This is a genomic window from Dyadobacter crusticola DSM 16708 (assembly GCF_000701505.1).
GTDB lineage: Bacteria > Bacteroidota > Bacteroidia > Cytophagales > Spirosomataceae > Dyadobacter > Dyadobacter crusticola.
Window position 1 is genome coordinate 15,090 of the sequence record NZ_JNJB01000018.1, and the last position, 19,347, is coordinate 34,436.

The following is a 19,347-nucleotide window of genomic DNA, read 5'->3' on the forward strand; positions in this document are numbered from 1 at the left end:
TAGGTGAATTTGACGGATATTAGCACCGTTTTTACAATCTGAATTCAAAGCCTGAAAAAATATGAACTACCAGAATCTGATAAGCGCAGAGTTGAAAGAAGCGCAAACCGTGTTGGATAGCTTTCTTAGCGACCCGGATCAGATAGAAAAAATTGAGCGTGCAGCCGGTTTAATGGCGGACGCAATCATTCACAATGGAAAAATAATTTCTTGCGGAAACGGCGGCTCGCATTGCGACGCCATGCATTTTGCCGAAGAGCTCACGGGAAGATACCGCGACAACCGCCGCGCATTACCCGCAATTGCGATTTCGGATGTAAGTCACATCAGCTGCGTGAGTAACGATTTTGGTTACGAATTTGTGTTTTCAAGATACCTGGAAGCATTGGGCCAGCCCGGTGACGTTTTGCTGGGACTAAGTACCAGCGGTAACTCGGCCAATATCCTGCGCGCAGCAGAAGCAGCCAGGGCAAAAGGAATGAAAGTGATCATTATGTCGGGTAAAGACGGCGGTAAACTGGCCGGTTTGGCCGATGTAGAAATCAGAGTACCTCACTTTGGTTACGCCGACAGGATCCAGGAAATCCATATTAAGGTGATCCATATTTTCATGTTATTGATTGAAAAAATGGTTTTGCGGGAGTAAAAAACCCGGGAAATACTATATTGGGCTAAATCTCATCAGACACCACTGTTTTCATGAATGTACGCCCATCTGCCATTATCCTGCGCGATAATTCAATCCTGACACTTTGTTATTGTTACAGCGGAACAGACGTTTTCGCCTTACCCGGCGGAAATCCCGATCCTGGTGAAAACCTGTCCCAGGCGCTTGCCCGCGAGTTGGAAGAAGAATTAGGCATTCATGCAGAAGTGAAAGAAATGGTCTGCTGCGGCGAAGTGATCTGGCCGGAAGTGCAGAAAGAAACGCTTCATATTGTTTTCCAGGCTGATATTGGGGATCAGAATCCGGTATTGAACCCTGAACAGACAACTGCATTGAAAATGGTCTGGCTGCCGCTGGAAGAGCTTCCTGAAAAGCGGCTTTATCCCAACATTGGTAAGCAAGTCGCCGACTTCCTCAAAGGAAATATGATCAATGCACATATCGGCGTAATCGACCAGCCTTACATCAGCTAGTTTAAATTACGGGTATATCTCCGCTACTGATTTCTATAAAACCCAAACATCCCGTACTTTTGCGTTTTCAAAAGGTAGCGGGTAAATGGAAAACGAAAAGAAGGAGAAATTATCTAACTTCTTGTTGAGACGAACAGAGAAGGACGTATTATCAAGAGGGCGTTCCATTTATAGCAGTGGCGGCTTAAAAGTATTAAAGCTGGATTACAACGGGCCCGGGAATGCGGAGTTTAAGGTTAAGAGTGACTACTCCATTCATTTTTATCAGATCAACATCCGGGATTTTCTTACTCCTCAGATCATTACCGAATGCTCCTGCCCCGACAAAGCGGGTTTGTGCAAGCACAGGGTAGCAGCAATTTTATACATTCTGGACAAAATGCCTACGATCAAGCAGGTTGTCCACGAAATGGAGGATACTGTTGTAGAACTCGGTGAAATTCGGGATTTCCAGCTGCGCAGCCTTGTTTTGGACGAAGCGTGGAGAAACAAAGAGGCAGTTCAGGACGTGGAGATCACTTCTGCAAAGGAAGGAGAGGCGGAGTGCCTGGTTGTAGATCAGGGGCAATCTTATACTGTTAAATTAGAGCGGGTTGCAAATACCCGGCAAATACATACTTCTTGTACCTGCGGACAAAAGCTCTGGGCGCCACTTTGTGCGCACAAGCTGGCTGCTTTGCTGAAACTGCGCGAAGAGCTCGGTGAAAAGGCATTCGAAGTAATGCGCGACCTTACTGCCGAGAAAAACAGCTTGCTAGCCGAATACGGTTATTCCCTGCAGGATAATTTCAAAGACAAATTTGACTTTCGCCTCGACGAAGCAGGCGGCTTACAATTAATAAAACTCGATCCTGCGCTTCAAAAAGTCGGTAACTACCAGAACTGGGATGAGCTCAAAGAACGGATACTGCCGCAGCAGAGCGTTACATTCGCAGTTACCAATGCAGATAACGGGCAGGACGACGAAGACAGGGTTTCTATTTTCGTGTTTTGGCCAAAAGGTAAAAACCACCTGCTCGACATTGGATTCGGTGTTTTTTCTGTCAAACATAGTACCAAATCCGAGAAAATCACCAATATCCGCAATATAGCCGGCGGATCCAGCCACTATTACTCGGCAGACGAGATCCCTGTGCTCACAGAAGCTGACGCGCGCCTCGTGCGGCTGGCGAAGCATTGGGAAGAAGGATTGCAAAAATTCATCCGGAAACAAGGCTGGGCTTATAATGCATATCTGCATTTTGACGACGTAAGCAGTCAACAGCGGCTCGAAGCCCGTAGTTATGTCGGGAAGCAGATCAGCAAGGTTTTTACCGACCTGGATCCCGAGCGGCTATACCTTGCCGACAGTGATTATGTAACAAGCAACAACCAGCTCACACAGCTGGAACTGCACCGTGAACCGGTAAAGCTGTTTTTTGTAGTCACAGAAGACAAGGAGTTTATTACCCTCAATCCATACCTGGAATTAAAACCCGGCGCTCCGATCGAGCTGCAAAAAGTAATGTCGCTGGATAGTTTCTGGCTGGGAATTCATAATGAGAAAACCCTCTTTCGCTGGGCGGGCGTAAGCGAAGCCGAAATGGTCGCCTACCTGAGCCAGAATGGCTTTAAGATCCGGGTGAAAAAGGAATTTGGTGACAGCTTTTTGAATGACTGGATTATTCCGCTTACGGAGCAGTTTGACGTCATCTTCCAAACCCGGCACGAGGTACAATCCACACCGCTGAAATTTGAAAAGCCGCTTCTTTACCTGCGTGAAGACGAAGCCAACCTGCTGATTGTTCCTTCCTATGTATATGCTGACGAGCAGGGAACAACCGAGTTTTTGCACGACCAACGGCGAGCCAAAACCAGCTTCAAGGATGGACAGATTTCCATGCTGGAAAGGGATATGAATGCTGAGAATGCAGTTTGGCAGTGGCTGAAAAGTCTGCACCCAAGCTTCGGTAATCAGGCTGGACAGCCTTTCTTTCATGTTCCTTTTGATCAGGTAATGAAAGACGGCTGGCTGTTTACGTTTGTGGAAGCCGCCAAGAAGAAGCATTATGATGTTTTAGGTTTTAATAACCTGAAAAAAATGCGGTTCAATCCCAATCGCGGCTCGGTGAAGGTACAAGCTTCATCCGGCATTGACTGGTTTGATATGAAGATTGAGATTACCTTCGGAGATCAGGTTGTTCCGCTATCAGAGGTTAAAAAGGCTTTTCTCAAAAAGCAGAACTATGTACAGCTGAGCGACGGCTCCCTGGGAATGCTGCCGGAAGAGTGGATTAGCAAACTCGAACCGATCATGCAGTTTGGCAGGGTAGATGCGGATCAGATCCATTTATCCAAAATCCATTTCTCGCTGATAGATGAGCTGATTTCGGAAGTGGATAATGAAGATGTTTTTCGTGAATTGCAGGAGAAAAAAGAGAAGCTGCTCAACTTCAAAGAAATCCCGAATGTACCGCTGCCAGGAAATGTAAAAGCAACGTTGCGGCAGTATCAGGAGGAAGGATACAAATGGATTCATTTTCTGGATGAATTTGGATGGGGAGGCTGTTTAGCCGACGATATGGGTCTGGGAAAAACCTTGCAAATGCTTACGTTTCTGCAGCAGCAGAAGAACCTTAATCCAAGCAATACGAATCTTGTCGTAGTTCCTACTACATTGATTTTCAACTGGCAGGCAGAAGCGGAAAAATTTACACCGGACCTGAAGTTGTATGTGCACCGTGGTATGGCGCGGAAAAAGGAGATCGACTTCTTTACAGAATACGATGTCATTTTGACAACCTATGGAACTATGCGCAGCGATGTCGAACTGTTGCGGCGCTTTGATTTTAACTACATTATCCTGGATGAAGCGCAGGCGATCAAAAACCCGGATTCGCTTACTTCAAAGGCTTCGCGGTTACTGCGGGCGAAAAACCGGCTTACCATGACAGGTACGCCTGTCGAGAACAATACATTTGACCTATACTCTCAATTTGAATTCCTGAATCCCGGTATGCTGGGTCACGCGGACTTCTTCAGGACCGAGTACGCGACGCCGATCGACAAGTATCAGGATAAGGAAAAAGCGGCTGAGCTTCGCAAGCTGGTTTATCCATTTATGCTGAAAAGAACCAAAGAAGAGGTTGCGACGGACCTTCCGGACAAGACTGAAACTATTCTTTTCTGCGAAATGGGGCAAAAGCAGCGTAAAGTTTACGAGACTTTCCGGGAAAGATATCGTGAAGAAATTGCGGAGAAGCTTGCTACTGAGGGATTAAATAAGAGCAGTTTCCTGATTTTGGAAGCATTATTGAAGCTGCGCCAGATCTGCGATTCGCCTTCGATATTGTCGGGAGAAGAGGATTTTGGAAATGAATCGGCTAAGCTGGAAGAAATTACCCGCGAGATTGAAGAGAATGCATCTAATCACAAAATTCTGATTTTTAGTCAGTTTTTGGGTATGCTCGACCTGATCCGCCAGCATTTGGAAAAAGTGAATATCCCTTATGAGTACCTCGACGGGCAGACCGTCGACAGAGCAGGGCGGGTGAACCGTTTCCAGAATGATCAGACTTGCCGCGTGTTCCTGATGAGCTTGAAAGCCGGTGGGGTAGGACTTAACCTGACCGAGGCTGACTACGTGTACCTGATTGATCCATGGTGGAATCCGGCAGTAGAGCGGCAGGCAATCGACCGAACGCACCGGATCGGACAAACCCGGAAAGTGTTTGCCTATAAAATGATTTGTAAGGATACGATAGAAGAAAAAATCCTCCTGTTACAGCAAAGAAAACAAGATCTTGCTGAGGACTTGGTAGGAGGCGAATCGGGCTTTATTAAAAAGCTCAGCCAGGAAGATATTATGGGATTGTTCAGCTAAGAATTTTAATATTTCAGCAGCTTGTTATCTGCTGTTATATTAAGCACATTCCTGCCACTGAACTTGACAGAACTTGCTTCAAGTGTGCTATCGGCGGAAGCAAATTCAAAAATATCTGCAGGATCGTACAATCTTTTGTCACCACTTGAAACTTCTACACGCTCCTGATCAAATATTGGGGTGTTGACCCCATTTCTTGCAGGTGCATTGTACATTTTTTCCACACTAGCACTTCTTAGTGCTTTATAACGAGCTTGTTTTTCGAAAACACAAAGAACAAGTAAAATAGAGGCTATTAAGAGGATACGCTGATTTTTCATATTAAATGCAATGTCTGGAATCTAATAAAGAAAGCCATGTACAGCATTAAGAGCAATTTTCAGGCCAGAAGGTTGTAACTGCCAGAAAATTTAAATCAAAAACGTATAGGTATTTCGGGCAACAATTTTTCCTCTAAACGAATATTTATAAAGTACTATTTTTCTCTTCCCGGATTGCGAGTGCCAGGCGAATTTGTCCGTAATCAAATCTTTCTTCTAGCAGTTCGAAAAGTGGTTTGAGTGGATCGTTTTTCCCCACTTGAATCTCCTCTGCTGCTTTTACGATAATTTGATAGGCAGATTTATCGATTAATGCTTCCAGATCGATCTGCTGGCCTTCTTCTTTCAGCTTAATTAAATGAGAAATAATGGTCGTGGCGCTGAGATTTCTTTTTTCTGCGATTTCCCTGACAGAAAGTCCTGACTTAAACAGGTCCCAGGTTTCAATGAATGTCATGCCGGCAATGGAACGGGTACCCGGCTTGAAATTGTCACGCGCGAAATCCAGGATTTCATTGATGAAAGTCTCGCCGTATCGTCTGAACTTCTCGGCCCCGACACCTGAAATAGATTTCATCTGCATTTCGGAAACAGGTTTCTTCTGCGCCATTTCCGACAATGTAGCGTCACTGAAAACCACATAAGGCGGCACGCCCAATGCATCTGCCAATTGTTTGCGAAGTATCCGCAGCCTGTCAAACAATGCATCCTTAATTACCTCGCGCTTCGGCTTCTCCTTCGGCAGCAGTTCTTCTTCTTTCGCCTTCCGCTCCGACAGCGGAATGAATTTGACGAGCTCCACCTTGCGTTCTCCTTTCAGGATCTGCCGGCTTAATGTGTTTAGCTTGAATGCATGAGCTTCGTCGTAAGCAATATCCATTGCACCTGAGTTGAGCAGCTGGCTGATGTACTCAGCCCATTCATCGCTTTTCAGCTCACTTCCGACGCCGAAAGTAGGGAGGCGCTCATACCCGTGCTGAATTACATTCCGGTTTTTGCTGCCTCTCAGAATGTCCACCAGTAAACCCATTGCCACTTTCTGGTCTGTGCGTGCAATGCCTGATAGTGCCTTTTGGGCGATAATAGTAGCGTCGAAACGAGTACGCGGATTTTTGCAAACATCACAATTGCCACAATCCCGGTCAAAAGAATCATTGAAGTAATTGAGCAATACGCGCCGCCGGCAAATGTCAGCCTCGGCATACTGCTTCATCCTGTTCAGCTTCGCGTGCAGCAGTTCCTTCTGTTCATCGGATTGTTCCGAATTATTGATCATATCCTGCCGGGTAATAATGTCCATGTAGCTGTAAAAGAGTACAGTATCCGAAGGCAGACCGTCGCGTCCGGCTCGGCCGATTTCCTGATAAAAGCTCTCCACATTGGACGGAAGATTATAATGGATAACCCAACGAACATTCGATTTGTCAATCCCCATTCCGAATGCAATCGTCGCTACAATCACCTGCAAATCATCGCGCAGGAAAGCTTCCTGCACCTTCGAGCGTTTGTCGCCTGGTAGTCCGGCGTGGTAAAATTCTGCTTTGACACCCGCATTTTTAAGACTTGCTGCTACTGTTTCGGTCCCTTTTCTACTTAAACAATAGATAATCCCCGGCTGAGCAGGCCGTTTTGTTATAAATTCCTGTATTTGCTGGATGCGTTTTCTGCCAGGCAACACCGTAAGGCTGAGATTGGGACGGTCGAAGCTGGTGATAAAGGTTTCGGCATTCTCAATTCGCAATTGTTTCAGGATATCCCGCCTGGTAACTCTGTCGGCAGTTGCGGTCAGTGCGATTACCGGGACATTTGGAAAGCGCAGTTTCAGTGAGTTCAGCGACCGGTACTCCGGCCGGAAATCGTGGCCCCAGGAAGAGATACAATGCGACTCGTCAATTGCAAACAATCCCACATTCCATTCTCTCAGCAAATCGAAAGTATTACCTGAGAAAAGTCGCTCCGGCGCAATGTAGAGTAGTTTCAGCTCGCCTAATTTGGCGCGCCACATTACACTATCCTGCTCAGAAGATGATAGTGTGGAGTTAAGGAATGCGGCAGAAACTCCATTTCCGTGAAGCGCTTCCACCTGGTCTTTCATCAATGCGATTAAAGGAGAGATCACCACGGTTAATCCTTCCCGCAAAATAGCGGGGATTTGAAAGCAGATCGATTTTCCGCCGCCAGTTGGCATTAACACGAAGCAGTCTTTCCCCTCCATCACCGAGTCGATTATCTCTGCCTGGTGTGTACGAAAAGAGTCGTAGCCAAAATATTTCTTAAGTGCTTCCTGTTTGTCGATGGCCATTTTAGGGTCAGAATATTGTTTTTAAATCAATTTAGCTCATACATGAGCTGCATTTTCAACTCACTTCGCTTGTGCCCCTGAATTTCGTTCAGGCCCGAGCTGATGGTTTCAAGATCTCTGTAATTAGTTTGTGACCAGCGGGCCCAGACCTTCATTTTCTTCGAAATGCCATAACGGAGCATAAGATAATGTCGCGTCCCCAGGTCGGAATAGGCCGGAATAGAGAATGCGTAGAGCATATCTTTTTCGTAGGCATATTGCCGGCTCTCATAATCGTCGGTATTGAACCAGGCAATGCGGCCGCTGAGCTCCACCCGTGAAAAACGCCAGGTAAGGTCCTGAATGACAAGGATCCCTTTCGACTTCTGTTTGTTTTTGGGTCCGGAATCACCTAGCTGGCATCTCGTTCGCAGAGAAAAAAGCATCGGTACTTCGTACTCAAAATTAATCATGGCAGTCCGGCGAACCGACATAATCAGGCTTGCTGCCGACGCTTTATTTTCAGGCGCATTGCGCTGCTTGTGCTTTTCGTGCAGTAATGCGTACACATTCAGCCGCTTACCAGGTTTGTAAAGACAATGCAAATAATAGTCAAATCCGTGAGAAGGTGCATCAACCTGGAATTTTAGCCAGGGAAACCAAAACCGGTCGATATAGCCGCTGAATTGCCAGCGTCGGGAGGGCATGAAGCGTAAACCGCCGTAAACGCCGTTCTCATTGATTGGCCGGGTGTTTTCACTGATCGGATTTCCGTAAAATGTATGAAAACTACGTCCATAATGCCGCCCCAGGAAAGTAGCATCCCACTTTTTACCCAAACTCACGATACTTCCGGTAAGTAATCCGGTGCCTCTGGACAACGAGAAAGCGCCTTCACCAAAGAAGTGGAAATTGCGCCAGCGGTAATCACCATGAACGCCGGAAATCAGGTTTTGCTTTCCTGCAAACTCAAATTGGTTATACGGCAGATTACGTTTTCGGATTGTGGTACGATAGAAAGTATGCAGCGCAGTTATGCCGATCTGGCCATTTTGTGTGAAATGGTGGAGCAAATGCGCACCGATATTCTGCTCCGGGAGGATATTATGCTTTTCTATCTCGCTGCTGGTACGATGGTATCCGTTAATCGGAAGTGAAGTTACTACCGGCTTCTCACCTGTACTTTCCTGTATAGTCGCGTCCCTTTTTGTTTTTGAGTAAAAAAGCGAAATGTCGGTGTGCTTGCTGACAGCATAGGTACCTGCTGCGCCTCGGAAAAAAAGAGCCTCGCCGGACGAAGTGTACGGTTTGAAGCCCAGGGTACTGCGGTACCCGGTTTTGATCACTTCTGATCCTTTTCCCAAAGAAAAACCAGCCCCAAGTACCATCCCTTGGCCAGCCTGCATCTGATAGTCGCCGAGCACCAGATTCTTCCATCTTCCCCGGTTCATAACTTGTGCATGGAAGGATGTAAAGTCCGCGCCGAAAATATGGCGACTGCTTTTCCAGGTCCAGAGTTCCTCACCTGCATCCTTGTCCATTGTAAACCCAAAGCTGTAAGAGCCGGTCCGCGCATTGCGGTAGCGCAGGTAGGCATTGTAAGGATTTCCTGCATATCTCGCCGCCGATTTCGAAGATGAATCCTGCGCCGAGAATCCTTTCTGCATTTCAAGTATTCTTCCGGTGCGAAACATCAGAAAATGCTGCCCGGGACTTTTTAATGCATCACGGATCGAAACGGGTTTAGGATTCAAGGTAATGAATGGAAGTAATCTGTTGATTGTGAAAAGATCGTAACCCGGAACCGCTTGTAGTTCGTAGAGAGACAGGAATGGACCGACTTGCTCACGGTAGCTGAGCAGTGCTCTTACTTGCTGGTCGGTAAGTACCAATGTGCCTGAAAGGTCGTCGGCAGTAACCGAATTAATGTCGGGCGGATTGGTGTAAAGATGCAAAAGCGATTCGAAGAGTTCCGAATAATCAGTATCCTCGGATGGGACCGGGAACAGCTCTGCTACGAATTGATTGATATCAATGTCCCTTCTGGGAGGCTCTTGCCCGCAGGTTGTATTCGGAAAAAAGAGGGCTGCGACAAAATACAGGAGTACGAGGCCAATGCGGCCTTTTTTGTAATAAGCGTATGCGATAAGTCCTGTATGCTGCATACGCGTCTGGTATGTTGATAGAGGTTAAAAGGCTTTTAAACTTAAATCCAGGCTCCGCGCCTGGTGCGTTAATGCGCCGCTTGATATTCCGTCTACTCCGGTTTCGGCGACTGCCCGGAGGGTTTTTTCTGTAATATTTCCCGAAGCTTCTGTTTCAAACCGGCCGTCGATCTTTTTCACCGCAGTGCGCAAGTCATCGAGCGAAAAGTTGTCGAGCATAATAATGTCGACCTGTCCTACCCGCAAAACTTCATCTACCTCAGCCAGGCTCCTGGTTTCAATTTCAATTTTAAGGTCTCTTCCCGTCTCCGTCAGGTACTTGCGTGCTCCTGTAATAGCTGATTCAATTCCGCCCGCATAATCCACATGATTATCTTTCAGCATAATCATGTCGTAAAGCCCCATTCTGTGATTAACTGCGCCGCCAATCTTTACTGCCAGTTTCTCGAACAAGCGGAAATTGGGTGTGGTTTTACGGGTATCCAGCAATTTCACTGGCAGGTCTGCAACAATCGAAGACATTTGTCTGGAATAGGTCGCAATCCCGCTCATTCGCTGCATGATATTCAGTACCAGCCGCTCAGCTTTCAGGATCAATCGCGCACTACCTTCCACTATGAAAACAATGTCACCTATTTTGACGTCGGCTCCGTCAAAAAGTAACACATCAATTTTCAATGGAGGATCATTATAAAAGGTAGCGGTCTCGTCGAAGATAATCCGGGCAACTTCTACACCTGCCAGGATACCGTCCTGCTTGACAAGTAACTTGGCACGTTTCACCGCATTTTCAGGTACGCTGGACAGAGAAGAATGATCGCCGTCGCCAATATCTTCCAGTAATGCGAGCCGGATCAGGCTACGAATTTCATGTGGGTCAGTTTCCATAATGGTTGTATTTCAATAGGTTTGCTGGCGGTAAGCCATATTGTAGCGCAGCGCGATAGTCCAAATGTTGGACTTGCTTGCAACATCAGCATCAGCTGACTTGATGTTGCGGAGGAGGTAGCGCCCGTCTACAAAAAAATTGTGCGCGAGCGAATAGGAGAGCCGTAAGTCAGTAAATGCAGTGGAAGCTTTAATGCCCTGACCGATTTTCTGGTTCAGTTCTCCGTCGCGATTGAAGCTTCTGCCCTCGTAACTTTTGGAAATATCCCCTCCATAATTCATCATCGTATTACTGCTTGGATCTTTTCCTTGGGTGGCAAGCATCACAGTACCATAGGCTGAGAGGCGGGAAGTAAGCTTGTAGCGCAGAATGGCGAGATATTCACGGAAATTGGCGCCTAGCGGATGTGCGAGCGACTGTCCATAATGCATATAATTCCGTCCCCCATCTTTATGAGAGTAAGTATAGGGGCGTACCAAATTATATTCTGCCTGCAAGTCCAGGTTAGGTACGCCGAATGCATCCACATACTTAGCGCCCAGTTGCAGACTGTATTTATTAGTCCACGATTTGCTGCCGTTGAAAAGGTATTTTGTCAAAAATTCATCGAGCACAAACTGACCGTAAACAGAAGCTTTGTTAGCCACCAGCCAGCGAAAATCAAAACCCAGCAATGCATTGTCCTCGCTACCTATATACGATTCCACATATCTGTAAAAAATGATCGGGTTCAGGTAATTGAGATCGTAGCCGCCGCCGACTGAGTCGCGGTTGAAAATCTCCGCTTCAAACACACCGATGTGAATCTTGTCTGTCAGGTTCACGCCCAAATGGTGAATAGCAGCAAATTTTTTCTTCCGCAGAAAGCCCGTGAAAGATTGGTCGATCATGCTGGTCCAAAGGTTGGTATAATGGAACCGGCCGAGCTGGGTATCCAGCCGCAAGAAGAGGTATGGGCTGCTGTTGTCAGAAAGAATCAGCGAACGGTAACCGCTGCCGAACGTATTATGGTCGTGGCCAAAGCGGAGGTTAATGCTTTTTAACGGCCGAAATGTAATGTAGCCCCGCGCACTCAGAAAATCTTTTCCATTCCTGGTCGACTTGGCCAACCCTTCTCCGGGAAAGCTTCCGTGCTCTGACAGGTTGTTGATATTGTTGACGTAGGTTGGGAACCGTCCTTGATTATCAGCAACGTAAGTATAAAAGCCCAACTTTTCATTGATCATACCGCGTATCTCGACGCCCCGTGCTGTAAACCACATCGTAGAATCAGTAGTGATACCACGATCCCGACCTATGAAGTTAGTCGTGGTGAAATTGAAGTGCAGGTCAAAGTCCTTATTATGAATGCTGTAAAGGTCAGCCGGGTGATGAAAGAACTTTCTTTTCTGTCCCTTAGGTGGTACTTTGAACCAATGCAGCCGGGAAAGCTGGTCGTATTTAAGTGAATCTGTAGCGACCATTCCGTTGGTCCATTCCCAGCTGTCTTCCCGCAGGTAATCGATCGTCTCCCAGTCGCGCTCGGTGAAGTTCACGGTTCCCTCTTTAAGAATAGAATCGGTGAGTGCAACTACTGCCTTTCTCTCAAAAGGTTTGGTATTATAATGAAAGCCTTCCGAAAGTTTGCCCCGCTTGATTTCCAGACGGTCTATCAGATGGTAGTAGTCGTCGTTGAATGGTATAAATGAACTTTGTGCGTGTCCGTATGACAGGGATACCAGTATGATCAACAATGTTTTAAAATACCGGCTTATTCCTTGAACCATAGGCAAGCAAAATCTACTGTTCACACAAATCAAACTTTTGCGAAGAATTTTTAGAATTATACATCCAAATTACGTCAATGAATTTGTATTATCTTGCATGGAGTAGCTTAAAAACTGTCGATTATATGTTTTTACTAACCCAAAAACCCTCCATTGCCGATCACTATCTGGCCGAATTGCGTGATGTAAATTTTCAAAGAGACCGGATGAAATTTCGTCGGAATATGGAGAGGCTGGGGGAGCTGCTGGCTTATGAACTTTCGAAAACATTGACCTTCAAAATGTCAAAAGTGGAGACGCCACTCGGCGAAGCTCCCTCACGTTCATTGCTCCAACCCATCGTACTCGCGACCATTCTACGCGCCGGACTGCCGCTGCACCAGGGTTTTCTGAATATTTTCGACCATGCAGACAATGCATTTATCGGCGCTTACCGCGGGCATCATATCAACGATGAGGATGAGTTTGAGGTTGAAATGGACTACATTACAAGCCCCGATCTTACCGGCAAAATCCTTGTACTGATTGATCCAATGCTGGCTACCGGCCGGTCAATGGAAAAAGTGTATCATGCCTTGCTGCGCTTTGGTATCCCGGCGCAAACCCACATTGCCTCCGTGATAGCCAGTCCCGAAGGCGTTGAGTTTTTGCAGCAACGCATTCCGCAATGCAGGCTGTGGCTTGGGGCAATCGACCAGAAACTGAATGAGCAATATTACATTGTTCCGGGCCTGGGCGATGCGGGCGACCTTGCATACGGAGAAAAATAGTTAGTTCAGCAATTCATCAAATGTGATACTTACATAATATGTCGAGCCCACGTTAGGGCTGGCGTAGGATTGAATATAAGACTTACCCAAAAGGTTGGTTCCGCCAATTTTTATAATGGATTTGATCGGCGAAACCTTCAAGCTTACCTGTGCATCAAGATTGTGAATAGCCGGCACTTCCGTGTTTGAGAAAACAGGGATCCCCGTGCTTGTAGGTACTACAAAACTTGACTGCCACAAAAACGCCTGCTGATAGCGGTAGACTACATTGAAACCCAGTGAATTGCTGCTGGTTATTCTTTTGCCAAAATTTACATTGTACCGGTACTTCGGTGTATTGAATGCAGAATACTGCACTTCCGGAGACGGGGTGAAATTGCGGAGTTCATTATTTGCGACATTTCCGCCAGCATTGAACCCGCGGGGTAAGACATAGTTCAACCCGATTGCAAAACCGGTGGTTGTGATGACCTTCGTCGTATTTACAGCCCTTGAAAAGCCATTGAAATTGCCCACGCCGATACCAGATTCAATCGGCAGCCCGGGAGCCGCCGCCGCTGTGGGAACCACAATAACTGATCCGCCAATCAGATTCTTGTATTGGCTTACATAATAGTAGGCGTCGATAAAAAGCTTTTTCGCAATAACCCCTTTATAACCGATTTCATAAGATGCAATGCGTTCTGGTTGTAGTCGGCGTGCCCTGTACTTAGGTAGCTTTTCCAAAGCATAAGCTTGGGCCAGAGTTGGCACCAGGCCCGGGACCTGCGCTGCCAGAATACCGGGAAGCTGTGATGATAGTGCGCCTGGCAGGTTCTGGCTCACTCCGGTGGCAATCGCGCTTTGGATCGCAGCCGGATCATTGGGGATAGCACCTGCCGCAACCGCCTGGTTCACTGCCGAGGTAACCTGAGCGGTAACAGCCTGCGTAATAGCTGCAGTAGCTTGTTGCGTTACCACTACTGTGGCATAATTGGTGGCGCTCGCTACGATGCTTGGATCGCTGTTAATCACTTGCGCAATGGCATCCGGGGAAAGATTGTTCCGCAATATCCCGTTTGACAGGTTGTACCGCGCATCGAATTCAGGCAGGCCGCCGATCAGTGTTCCCGCAGGTGTTCTTAGGTCTATATACTGGTTTTGGGTTGTGGGAATGCGGAAACCGGTTTGATACGAAAGCCGGATATTGTGTTCGCCGAAAGTAGTTACGGCAGAAATTCTCGGCGTAAACTGTCCTTTGAAGTTCTCATTCTTGTCATACCTGATTGATCCTGTGAGTTTCAAATGGTCAGACAACAGCGATTTTCCTGCCTGCAGAAACGTGCCCCATTCATTGATCGGGATTGTTCCCGAGCGGCCCTCTTTGGTATCGGCGAACAAAGTACCTGCCGAACGCAGTTGATACTGACGGAAATTAGCCCCGGCAAGTACCTCTGCTACTTTGATCTGGTTTTTGAAATTATAAAATCCCTCGGTGTGATAAAGGTTCGTTTTATCCGCAAACCCGCCTCCGCCATCTACAATCGGCATATCCCGGTACTTATCTAAAAGCTGGTCGAAAGCGGGAGTTCCGGGCATTGGTCTATTTGCATCCGCAGTTTGCCTGGCAAGCAAATGCGCTTGTGCCTCGTCGCTGCCCGCTGCCCTCGCCGAGGCGTATGCTCCGGTATACTGACCAAACCAGACATTGTTTGGTTTGAAGTCAGTGAGCATTGAAACTGCTGTCAGTCCCGACAGGTATGATTTGCCCGATCGTTCCTGCGTTGTGTAAGCGCGTACTGTAAAGTTGTCCCCACGTAATTCCAGTTTCGCCTGGGTCAGGTTGAAATTGCGCAATGCATACCTGCCTGTCCCGGTGTAAACGGTTGTTCCATATCCATAGTTAACCTGCGCTACGGCTTCCAATTTTTCATTGATCCTGTAATGCAAAGCTGCATTCGCTTTAAAGCTCTTCGTGTTATAATCTACGAGATCTTTTTCAAGGTAGCCGGTGCGGCTCACAAAAGTATTTGGCACCAATCCCACTGCTGCCTGCGGGATCTGTCCTGCATTAGCCAGGGATTGTGCTACTGCATTGATGTTGGTCTGGATCTCATCTCCGTAAACATTCGCGCCGTCGTAATCCAGCGCGGTACCAAGCCCGCGGCCCGGATCAGCATTCCCGCCGAGGTTTAAATTGGTATAATTGGTTGCTTCCCAGTCTGTTGCCCGTATCATTGAGATATTGGCCTTGAATGCAATTTTGTTATTAAATGCCTTTGCATACCGGATTGTCGCATCTACGAATGGTGTCGTAGGTTTGCTCCGGCGTGATTCGTGCATCATTCCGCCTTTCAAGCTTGCGCTCAGTCCCTGGTACAGGAAAGGACTTTTGCTGTTCATCAGGATCAATCCATTCACTGCATTAGGTCCATAAAGCGCCGAGGCTGCGCCGGGAAGTACCTCCACGCTTTCCACGTCCAGTTCCGGAATACCAATGATGTTGTCGAGGGGGAAATTCAAGCCGGGCGCCTGATTATCCATTCCGTCGATCATCTGCACGGTCCGCGGGTTACCTGTGCTACCAAACCCACGCATGTTCACCGACTTGAACAGGAAACCCTGGGTGGTCATATCAATGCCTTTCAGGTTGTTCAGCGCGTCGTAAAAGCTAGCGGAGGGAGTGTCGCGCATATCGCGCAGGGTCATTTTTTCAATGGCAACCGGGGATTTCATCACTGATTCTTCCACCCTGGAAGCTGAAACTACAACTTCTTCGCCCAGGGTAATTTGTTCAACCAGCTTGATGCTGAGGTTTGATTGGCCGGAGGTAACCGCTACTTCCTGCGTTTGAAAGCCGACGGAAGAAATAACAAGCGTAAAGGGCGGGACAGATGTGGTATTAAGGCTGAAAGCCCCTTTGTTGTCGGTGATGGTACCTGCGACTTTTCCTTTTATCTGGATACTGATACCTGCCAGCGGCTCGCCCGTGGCCGATTCTGTTACTTTACCTTGGAGACTGATCTGACAAAATGCGGCAGTAGAGAGCAAAAGCAGCAAGATCAGAAGACGGATTTTAGTATAGATTGCTTGCATTGATTTTAAGTTTTTGATGTAGATTATTCAAAAGTAACGTACAAAATTTTCTTTAAATTTTTACAGAATTATCCTGTCAAATATTTGTTGAAAACTGTACAGTTATGGATTTATTCAAATTGATTTTCATCGATTCTGAAAGCCAGCGGCCATTTTATGGTAATTTAACTTGCCTTTTTGACTGTTTGAGCCGGCATAATGATGCTTTATCACTAGTTTTGAAGACCTTTCAATCACGCTTATAACAAAATACTCGTAATGCAGGATACTTATGTGATTATCATGGCAGGCGGAGTGGGCACCAGGTTCTGGCCATTCAGTCGGACCGATTTCCCGAAGCAGTTTCACGATGTACTCGGTACCGGACAGACGCTTTTGCAACAAACTGTTGAAAGATTTGAAGGAGTTTGTCCCATTGAAAATGTTTATATCGTCACCAGTCAGGAGTACAAGGAACTTGTAAAAGAGCAGATTCCGGCTTTATCTGATGATCAGATCCTGCTGGAACCGAACCGCAGGAACACCGCGCCCTGCATTGCTTATGCTTGTTACAAGATCGCGGCACGCAATCCCAATGCGAATGTAGTTGTTGCACCTGCCGATCATATCATATTGAAAGCAGATGTTTTCAGAGATACCATCAAGGTGGCGCTGGGTGCTACGCGAAATGAGGATATCCTGGTGACACTGGGTATTCAGCCCACCAGGCCGGATACCGGTTACGGATATATCCAGTACATACCCGACAAGCTGACTGTCAAAAAGGTTAAATCATTCACCGAAAAACCGCACCTGGAACTTGCATTGCAGTTTTTGGATAGCGGTGACTTTGTATGGAATGCAGGAATTTTCGTGTGGAATATCAATGCATTTAAAAAGGCATTGAATGAATTCCAGCCTGAGATCGCGGAAATTTTCAGCGGAGGCGACAACCATTATTATGTTGAAACGGAAGACTCATTTGTTCAGCGCGCCTATGCGCATTGCGGCAGTATTTCCATTGACAATGCAATCATGGAAAAAGCGGACAATGTTCATGTGGTTTTGAGCAATTTCGGCTGGTCAGACCTGGGTACCTGGAAGTCACTTTATGAAGTTTCGGAAAAAGATTCGAATCTGAATGTAACAGACGGCAATCTGATCCTGCATAATACAACGAACTCAATTATTAAAACTCCGTCAGATAAGCTGGTTGTTATCAATGGCTTGGATGGATATATCGTTGCAGAATACGATGGAGTTCTCCTAATCTGCAAGAAAGAGGAAGAGCAGAAAGTGAAGGAGTTCGTAGCGCAGGCGAAGGAGTTGAATCCGAAGTATGTGTAGTCTGTAAGAAGATACCGTTAAAAAAATGCCAGGCTTCAAGTCTGGCATTTTTGTTTTTATCCGGTAACTTTATAATACACTGTCAAAGCTAGAATATGTCAGCATCAGAACTTAGGGCGGAAGCGATTCGGATCGTTAAAGAAATTGACGACGACAGAATGGAAGATCTGTTGAAAATGCTCAATTGTTTAGTAGAACAGCAAAATGCGGAATCGATCGAAATAGATCCTGCCGAACTCAACCGGCTCTTAACAGAATCTTTAAAACAAGCTCAACAAGGAAATTTAATCCCGAATGAACAAGTACTTAAAGAAGGCAAAGAGTGGCTTACGAAATTAAATGGACGGCGGATGCAAGGAGAGACTATACCGAAGTAATCTCCTATTTATATGATCAATGGGGCTTCGAATCAGCGGATCTATTTACTGACAAACTCAAATTTCAGCTGGATTTGCTGAGAGAATACCCATTCATGGGTAAAAAACATCGAACGATTGGTTCTCTTCATGAATTCGTTCTGGGAAAGCATCAAACGCTGTACTATACAGTTTTTGACAATACAGTTCTCGTGATGGATATCCGCGATAATAGGCGCTCAAAGTAATTAGCTAGCCTGCACCTTCTCAATCTTAAAAAACCGTACATCGGCTTTTACATTTTCGAGAATTTTTTGAGAGCGTTCGGGGCGGGCGTCGGTAATGAAAACCTGGCCGAGAAAGCCGGTATCGACCAGCTCGATCAGTTTCTGAATGCGACGGTCGTCGAGTTTATCAAAAATATCGTCCAGCAACAGGATCGGCGTTTTCCCTTTTTCTTCTTTCAATAACTCAAATTGGGCCAGCTTCAATGCGATCAGGAAAGACTTCTGTTGCCCCTGAGAACCAAATTTTTTGAGGGTAACTTCACCAATTTCAAATATGTACTCGTCTTTGTGAATGCCTTTTCCCGTGCGTTGTGCGTACAGATCGCGGCTACGGTTCTTCCTGAACTCTGCCGGGAAATCGGAACTGGACACTTCACTTTCATAAATCACATCAACCTGTTCTTTCCCGCTGCTCAGAAACGCATAGTATTTTTGAAACAATGGTAAAAACCTGTTCATGAACTGACTACGATGATTGTAGAGCCTTTGAGAAAGTACGATCAGCGGTTCATTGTATGTTTCGAGTAAGTCTTCGTCGAGGTAGTTCCGTTCGGCAAACAGCTTCAACAATCCATTCCTGTTGTTCAGGATCTTGTTGTATTGCAGGAAATCTTCCAGGTACCCGGCAGTCGCCTGCGCCAGTACACCATCAAAAAACCGCCTGCGCTCCTCGCTCCCTTCCCGGATCACGTCAGTATCGTCCGGCGCAATCAGTACGAGCGGGAAAAGCCCGATATGGTCGCTGAGCCGCTCATAGTTCTTCTTGTCGGACATAAATACCTTCCGCTGCCCGCGCTGAAAACTGCAGGTAATCTGCGTGTGGCGTGACTTATCAGCAAACACACCATCAATGACAAAGAAATCAAATCCGTGTTTAATGCCTAATGCATCCTGATTGTGAAAGGCGCTTTTAGTGAGGGTCAGAAAATAAATGGCATCGAGGAGATTGGTCTTGCCGCTGCCATTCTCGCCAACCAGGCAGTTGACATGTTCACCGAAGGTCAGGGCTTTCTCCTCATAACTTTTAAAGTATGTAAGGTGGAGCTTTTCTAGCCACATGAACTTCTTTGTTATTTAGTTTATGCTTATTTTCGCAAATCATTGCGTGAG

14 protein-coding genes are annotated in these 19,347 nt (G+C 46.6%); 7 read left to right on the forward strand and 7 right to left on the reverse strand.

Annotated features, from left to right (window positions below; all coding sequences use genetic code 11):
* The first annotated feature begins 61 nt into the window (after positions 1-61).
* The 3 genes from lpcA (at position 62) to Q369_RS0119320 (ending at position 5,002) form a co-directional block, all read left to right on the forward strand.
* Positions 62-646 (forward strand): D-sedoheptulose 7-phosphate isomerase, encoded by a 585-nt coding sequence (lpcA, locus tag Q369_RS0119310; RefSeq protein ID WP_031529425.1) that lies wholly within the window; start codon positions 62-64, stop codon positions 644-646.
* A gap of 53 nt (positions 647-699) precedes the next feature.
* A complete protein-coding gene (locus Q369_RS0119315; protein WP_031529426.1) occupies positions 700-1,140 on the forward strand; it encodes an NUDIX domain-containing protein in 441 nt (146 codons plus the stop codon).
* Between the two features lie 85 nt (positions 1,141-1,225).
* On the forward strand, positions 1,226-5,002 hold the full coding sequence (locus tag Q369_RS0119320) for an SNF2-related protein (protein ID WP_031529427.1): 3,777 nt from the start codon (positions 1,226-1,228) through the stop codon (positions 5,000-5,002).
* Positions 5,003-5,007: 5 nt separating this feature from the next.
* On the opposite strand, the gene Q369_RS0119325 is transcribed toward Q369_RS0119320, so the two are convergent.
* From Q369_RS0119325 to Q369_RS0119345, 5 genes are all read right to left on the reverse strand, one after another.
* Entirely contained in the window at positions 5,008-5,322 is a 315-nt protein-coding gene (locus tag Q369_RS0119325) for a hypothetical protein (RefSeq protein WP_031529428.1), read from the reverse strand.
* Positions 5,323-5,467: 145 nt separating this feature from the next.
* Positions 5,468-7,624, reverse strand: a complete 2,157-nt coding sequence (gene recQ / locus Q369_RS0119330) for a DNA helicase RecQ (protein ID WP_031529429.1) — start codon at positions 7,622-7,624, stop codon at positions 5,468-5,470.
* A gap of 26 nt (positions 7,625-7,650) precedes the next feature.
* Complete coding sequence (locus Q369_RS0119335) at positions 7,651-9,768, reverse strand: ComEA family DNA-binding protein (RefSeq protein ID WP_031529430.1); 2,118 nt, start codon at positions 9,766-9,768, stop codon at positions 7,651-7,653.
* A 24-nt stretch (positions 9,769-9,792) separates the two neighbouring features.
* Positions 9,793-10,656: a carboxylating nicotinate-nucleotide diphosphorylase gene (nadC, locus tag Q369_RS0119340; protein ID WP_031529431.1), complete on the reverse strand. Its 864-nt coding sequence runs from the start codon at positions 10,654-10,656 to the stop codon at positions 9,793-9,795.
* A gap of 12 nt (positions 10,657-10,668) precedes the next feature.
* Positions 10,669-12,423, reverse strand: a complete 1,755-nt coding sequence (locus Q369_RS0119345) for a capsule assembly Wzi family protein (protein WP_031529432.1) — start codon at positions 12,421-12,423, stop codon at positions 10,669-10,671.
* 125 nt (positions 12,424-12,548) lie between these two features.
* On the opposite strand from Q369_RS0119345, the gene upp reads away from it, so the two are divergent.
* Positions 12,549-13,193: a uracil phosphoribosyltransferase gene (gene upp / locus Q369_RS0119350; protein ID WP_031529433.1), complete on the forward strand. Its 645-nt coding sequence runs from the start codon at positions 12,549-12,551 to the stop codon at positions 13,191-13,193.
* On the opposite strand, the gene Q369_RS0119355 is transcribed toward upp, so the two are convergent.
* Positions 13,194-16,268, reverse strand: a complete 3,075-nt coding sequence (locus Q369_RS0119355) for a carboxypeptidase-like regulatory domain-containing protein (RefSeq protein WP_031529434.1) — start codon at positions 16,266-16,268, stop codon at positions 13,194-13,196. It lies immediately after the preceding gene.
* A 258-nt stretch (positions 16,269-16,526) separates the two neighbouring features.
* Here Q369_RS0119355 and Q369_RS0119360 point away from each other — a divergent pair, with 258 nt between their 5' ends.
* The 3 genes from Q369_RS0119360 to Q369_RS29915 all read left to right on the forward strand — a co-directional run bounded on the left by Q369_RS0119360 (position 16,527) and on the right by Q369_RS29915 (position 18,198).
* Positions 16,527-17,594, forward strand: a complete 1,068-nt coding sequence (locus Q369_RS0119360) for a mannose-1-phosphate guanylyltransferase (protein WP_031529435.1) — start codon at positions 16,527-16,529, stop codon at positions 17,592-17,594.
* A gap of 95 nt (positions 17,595-17,689) precedes the next feature.
* Complete coding sequence (locus Q369_RS29065) at positions 17,690-17,971, forward strand: hypothetical protein (RefSeq protein ID WP_031529436.1); 282 nt, start codon at positions 17,690-17,692, stop codon at positions 17,969-17,971.
* On the forward strand, positions 17,917-18,198 hold the full coding sequence (locus Q369_RS29915; RefSeq protein ID WP_084165787.1) for a type II toxin-antitoxin system RelE/ParE family toxin: 282 nt from the start codon (positions 17,917-17,919) through the stop codon (positions 18,196-18,198). The genes Q369_RS29065 and Q369_RS29915 overlap by 55 nt, the downstream gene beginning before the upstream one ends.
* On the opposite strand, the gene recF is transcribed toward Q369_RS29915, so the two are convergent.
* Positions 18,199-19,296, reverse strand: a complete 1,098-nt coding sequence (gene recF / locus Q369_RS0119375) for a DNA replication/repair protein RecF (protein WP_031529437.1) — start codon at positions 19,294-19,296, stop codon at positions 18,199-18,201.
* Positions 19,297-19,347: the final 51 nt, after the last annotated feature.

Coding starts and splice junctions, on each gene's coding strand:
- lpcA (WP_031529425.1), top strand. CDS start 62: ATGAACTACCAGAATCTGATAAGCGCAGAGTTGAAAGAAGCGCAAACC.
- Q369_RS0119315 (WP_031529426.1), top strand. CDS start 700: ATGAATGTACGCCCATCTGCCATTATCCTGCGCGATAATTCAATCCTG.
- Q369_RS0119320 (WP_031529427.1), top strand. CDS start 1,226: ATGGAAAACGAAAAGAAGGAGAAATTATCTAACTTCTTGTTGAGACGA.
- Q369_RS0119325 (WP_031529428.1), bottom strand. CDS start 5,322: ATGAAAAATCAGCGTATCCTCTTAATAGCCTCTATTTTACTTGTTCTT.
- recQ (WP_031529429.1), bottom strand. CDS start 7,624: ATGGCCATCGACAAACAGGAAGCACTTAAGAAATATTTTGGCTACGAC.
- Q369_RS0119335 (WP_031529430.1), bottom strand. CDS start 9,768: ATGCAGCATACAGGACTTATCGCATACGCTTATTACAAAAAAGGCCGC.
- nadC (WP_031529431.1), bottom strand. CDS start 10,656: ATGGAAACTGACCCACATGAAATTCGTAGCCTGATCCGGCTCGCATTA.
- Q369_RS0119345 (WP_031529432.1), bottom strand. CDS start 12,423: ATGGTTCAAGGAATAAGCCGGTATTTTAAAACATTGTTGATCATACTG.
- upp (WP_031529433.1), top strand. CDS start 12,549: ATGTTTTTACTAACCCAAAAACCCTCCATTGCCGATCACTATCTGGCC.
- Q369_RS0119355 (WP_031529434.1), bottom strand. CDS start 16,268: ATGCAAGCAATCTATACTAAAATCCGTCTTCTGATCTTGCTGCTTTTG.
- Q369_RS0119360 (WP_031529435.1), top strand. CDS start 16,527: ATGCAGGATACTTATGTGATTATCATGGCAGGCGGAGTGGGCACCAGG.
- Q369_RS29065 (WP_031529436.1), top strand. CDS start 17,690: ATGTCAGCATCAGAACTTAGGGCGGAAGCGATTCGGATCGTTAAAGAA.
- recF (WP_031529437.1), bottom strand. CDS start 19,296: ATGTGGCTAGAAAAGCTCCACCTTACATACTTTAAAAGTTATGAGGAG.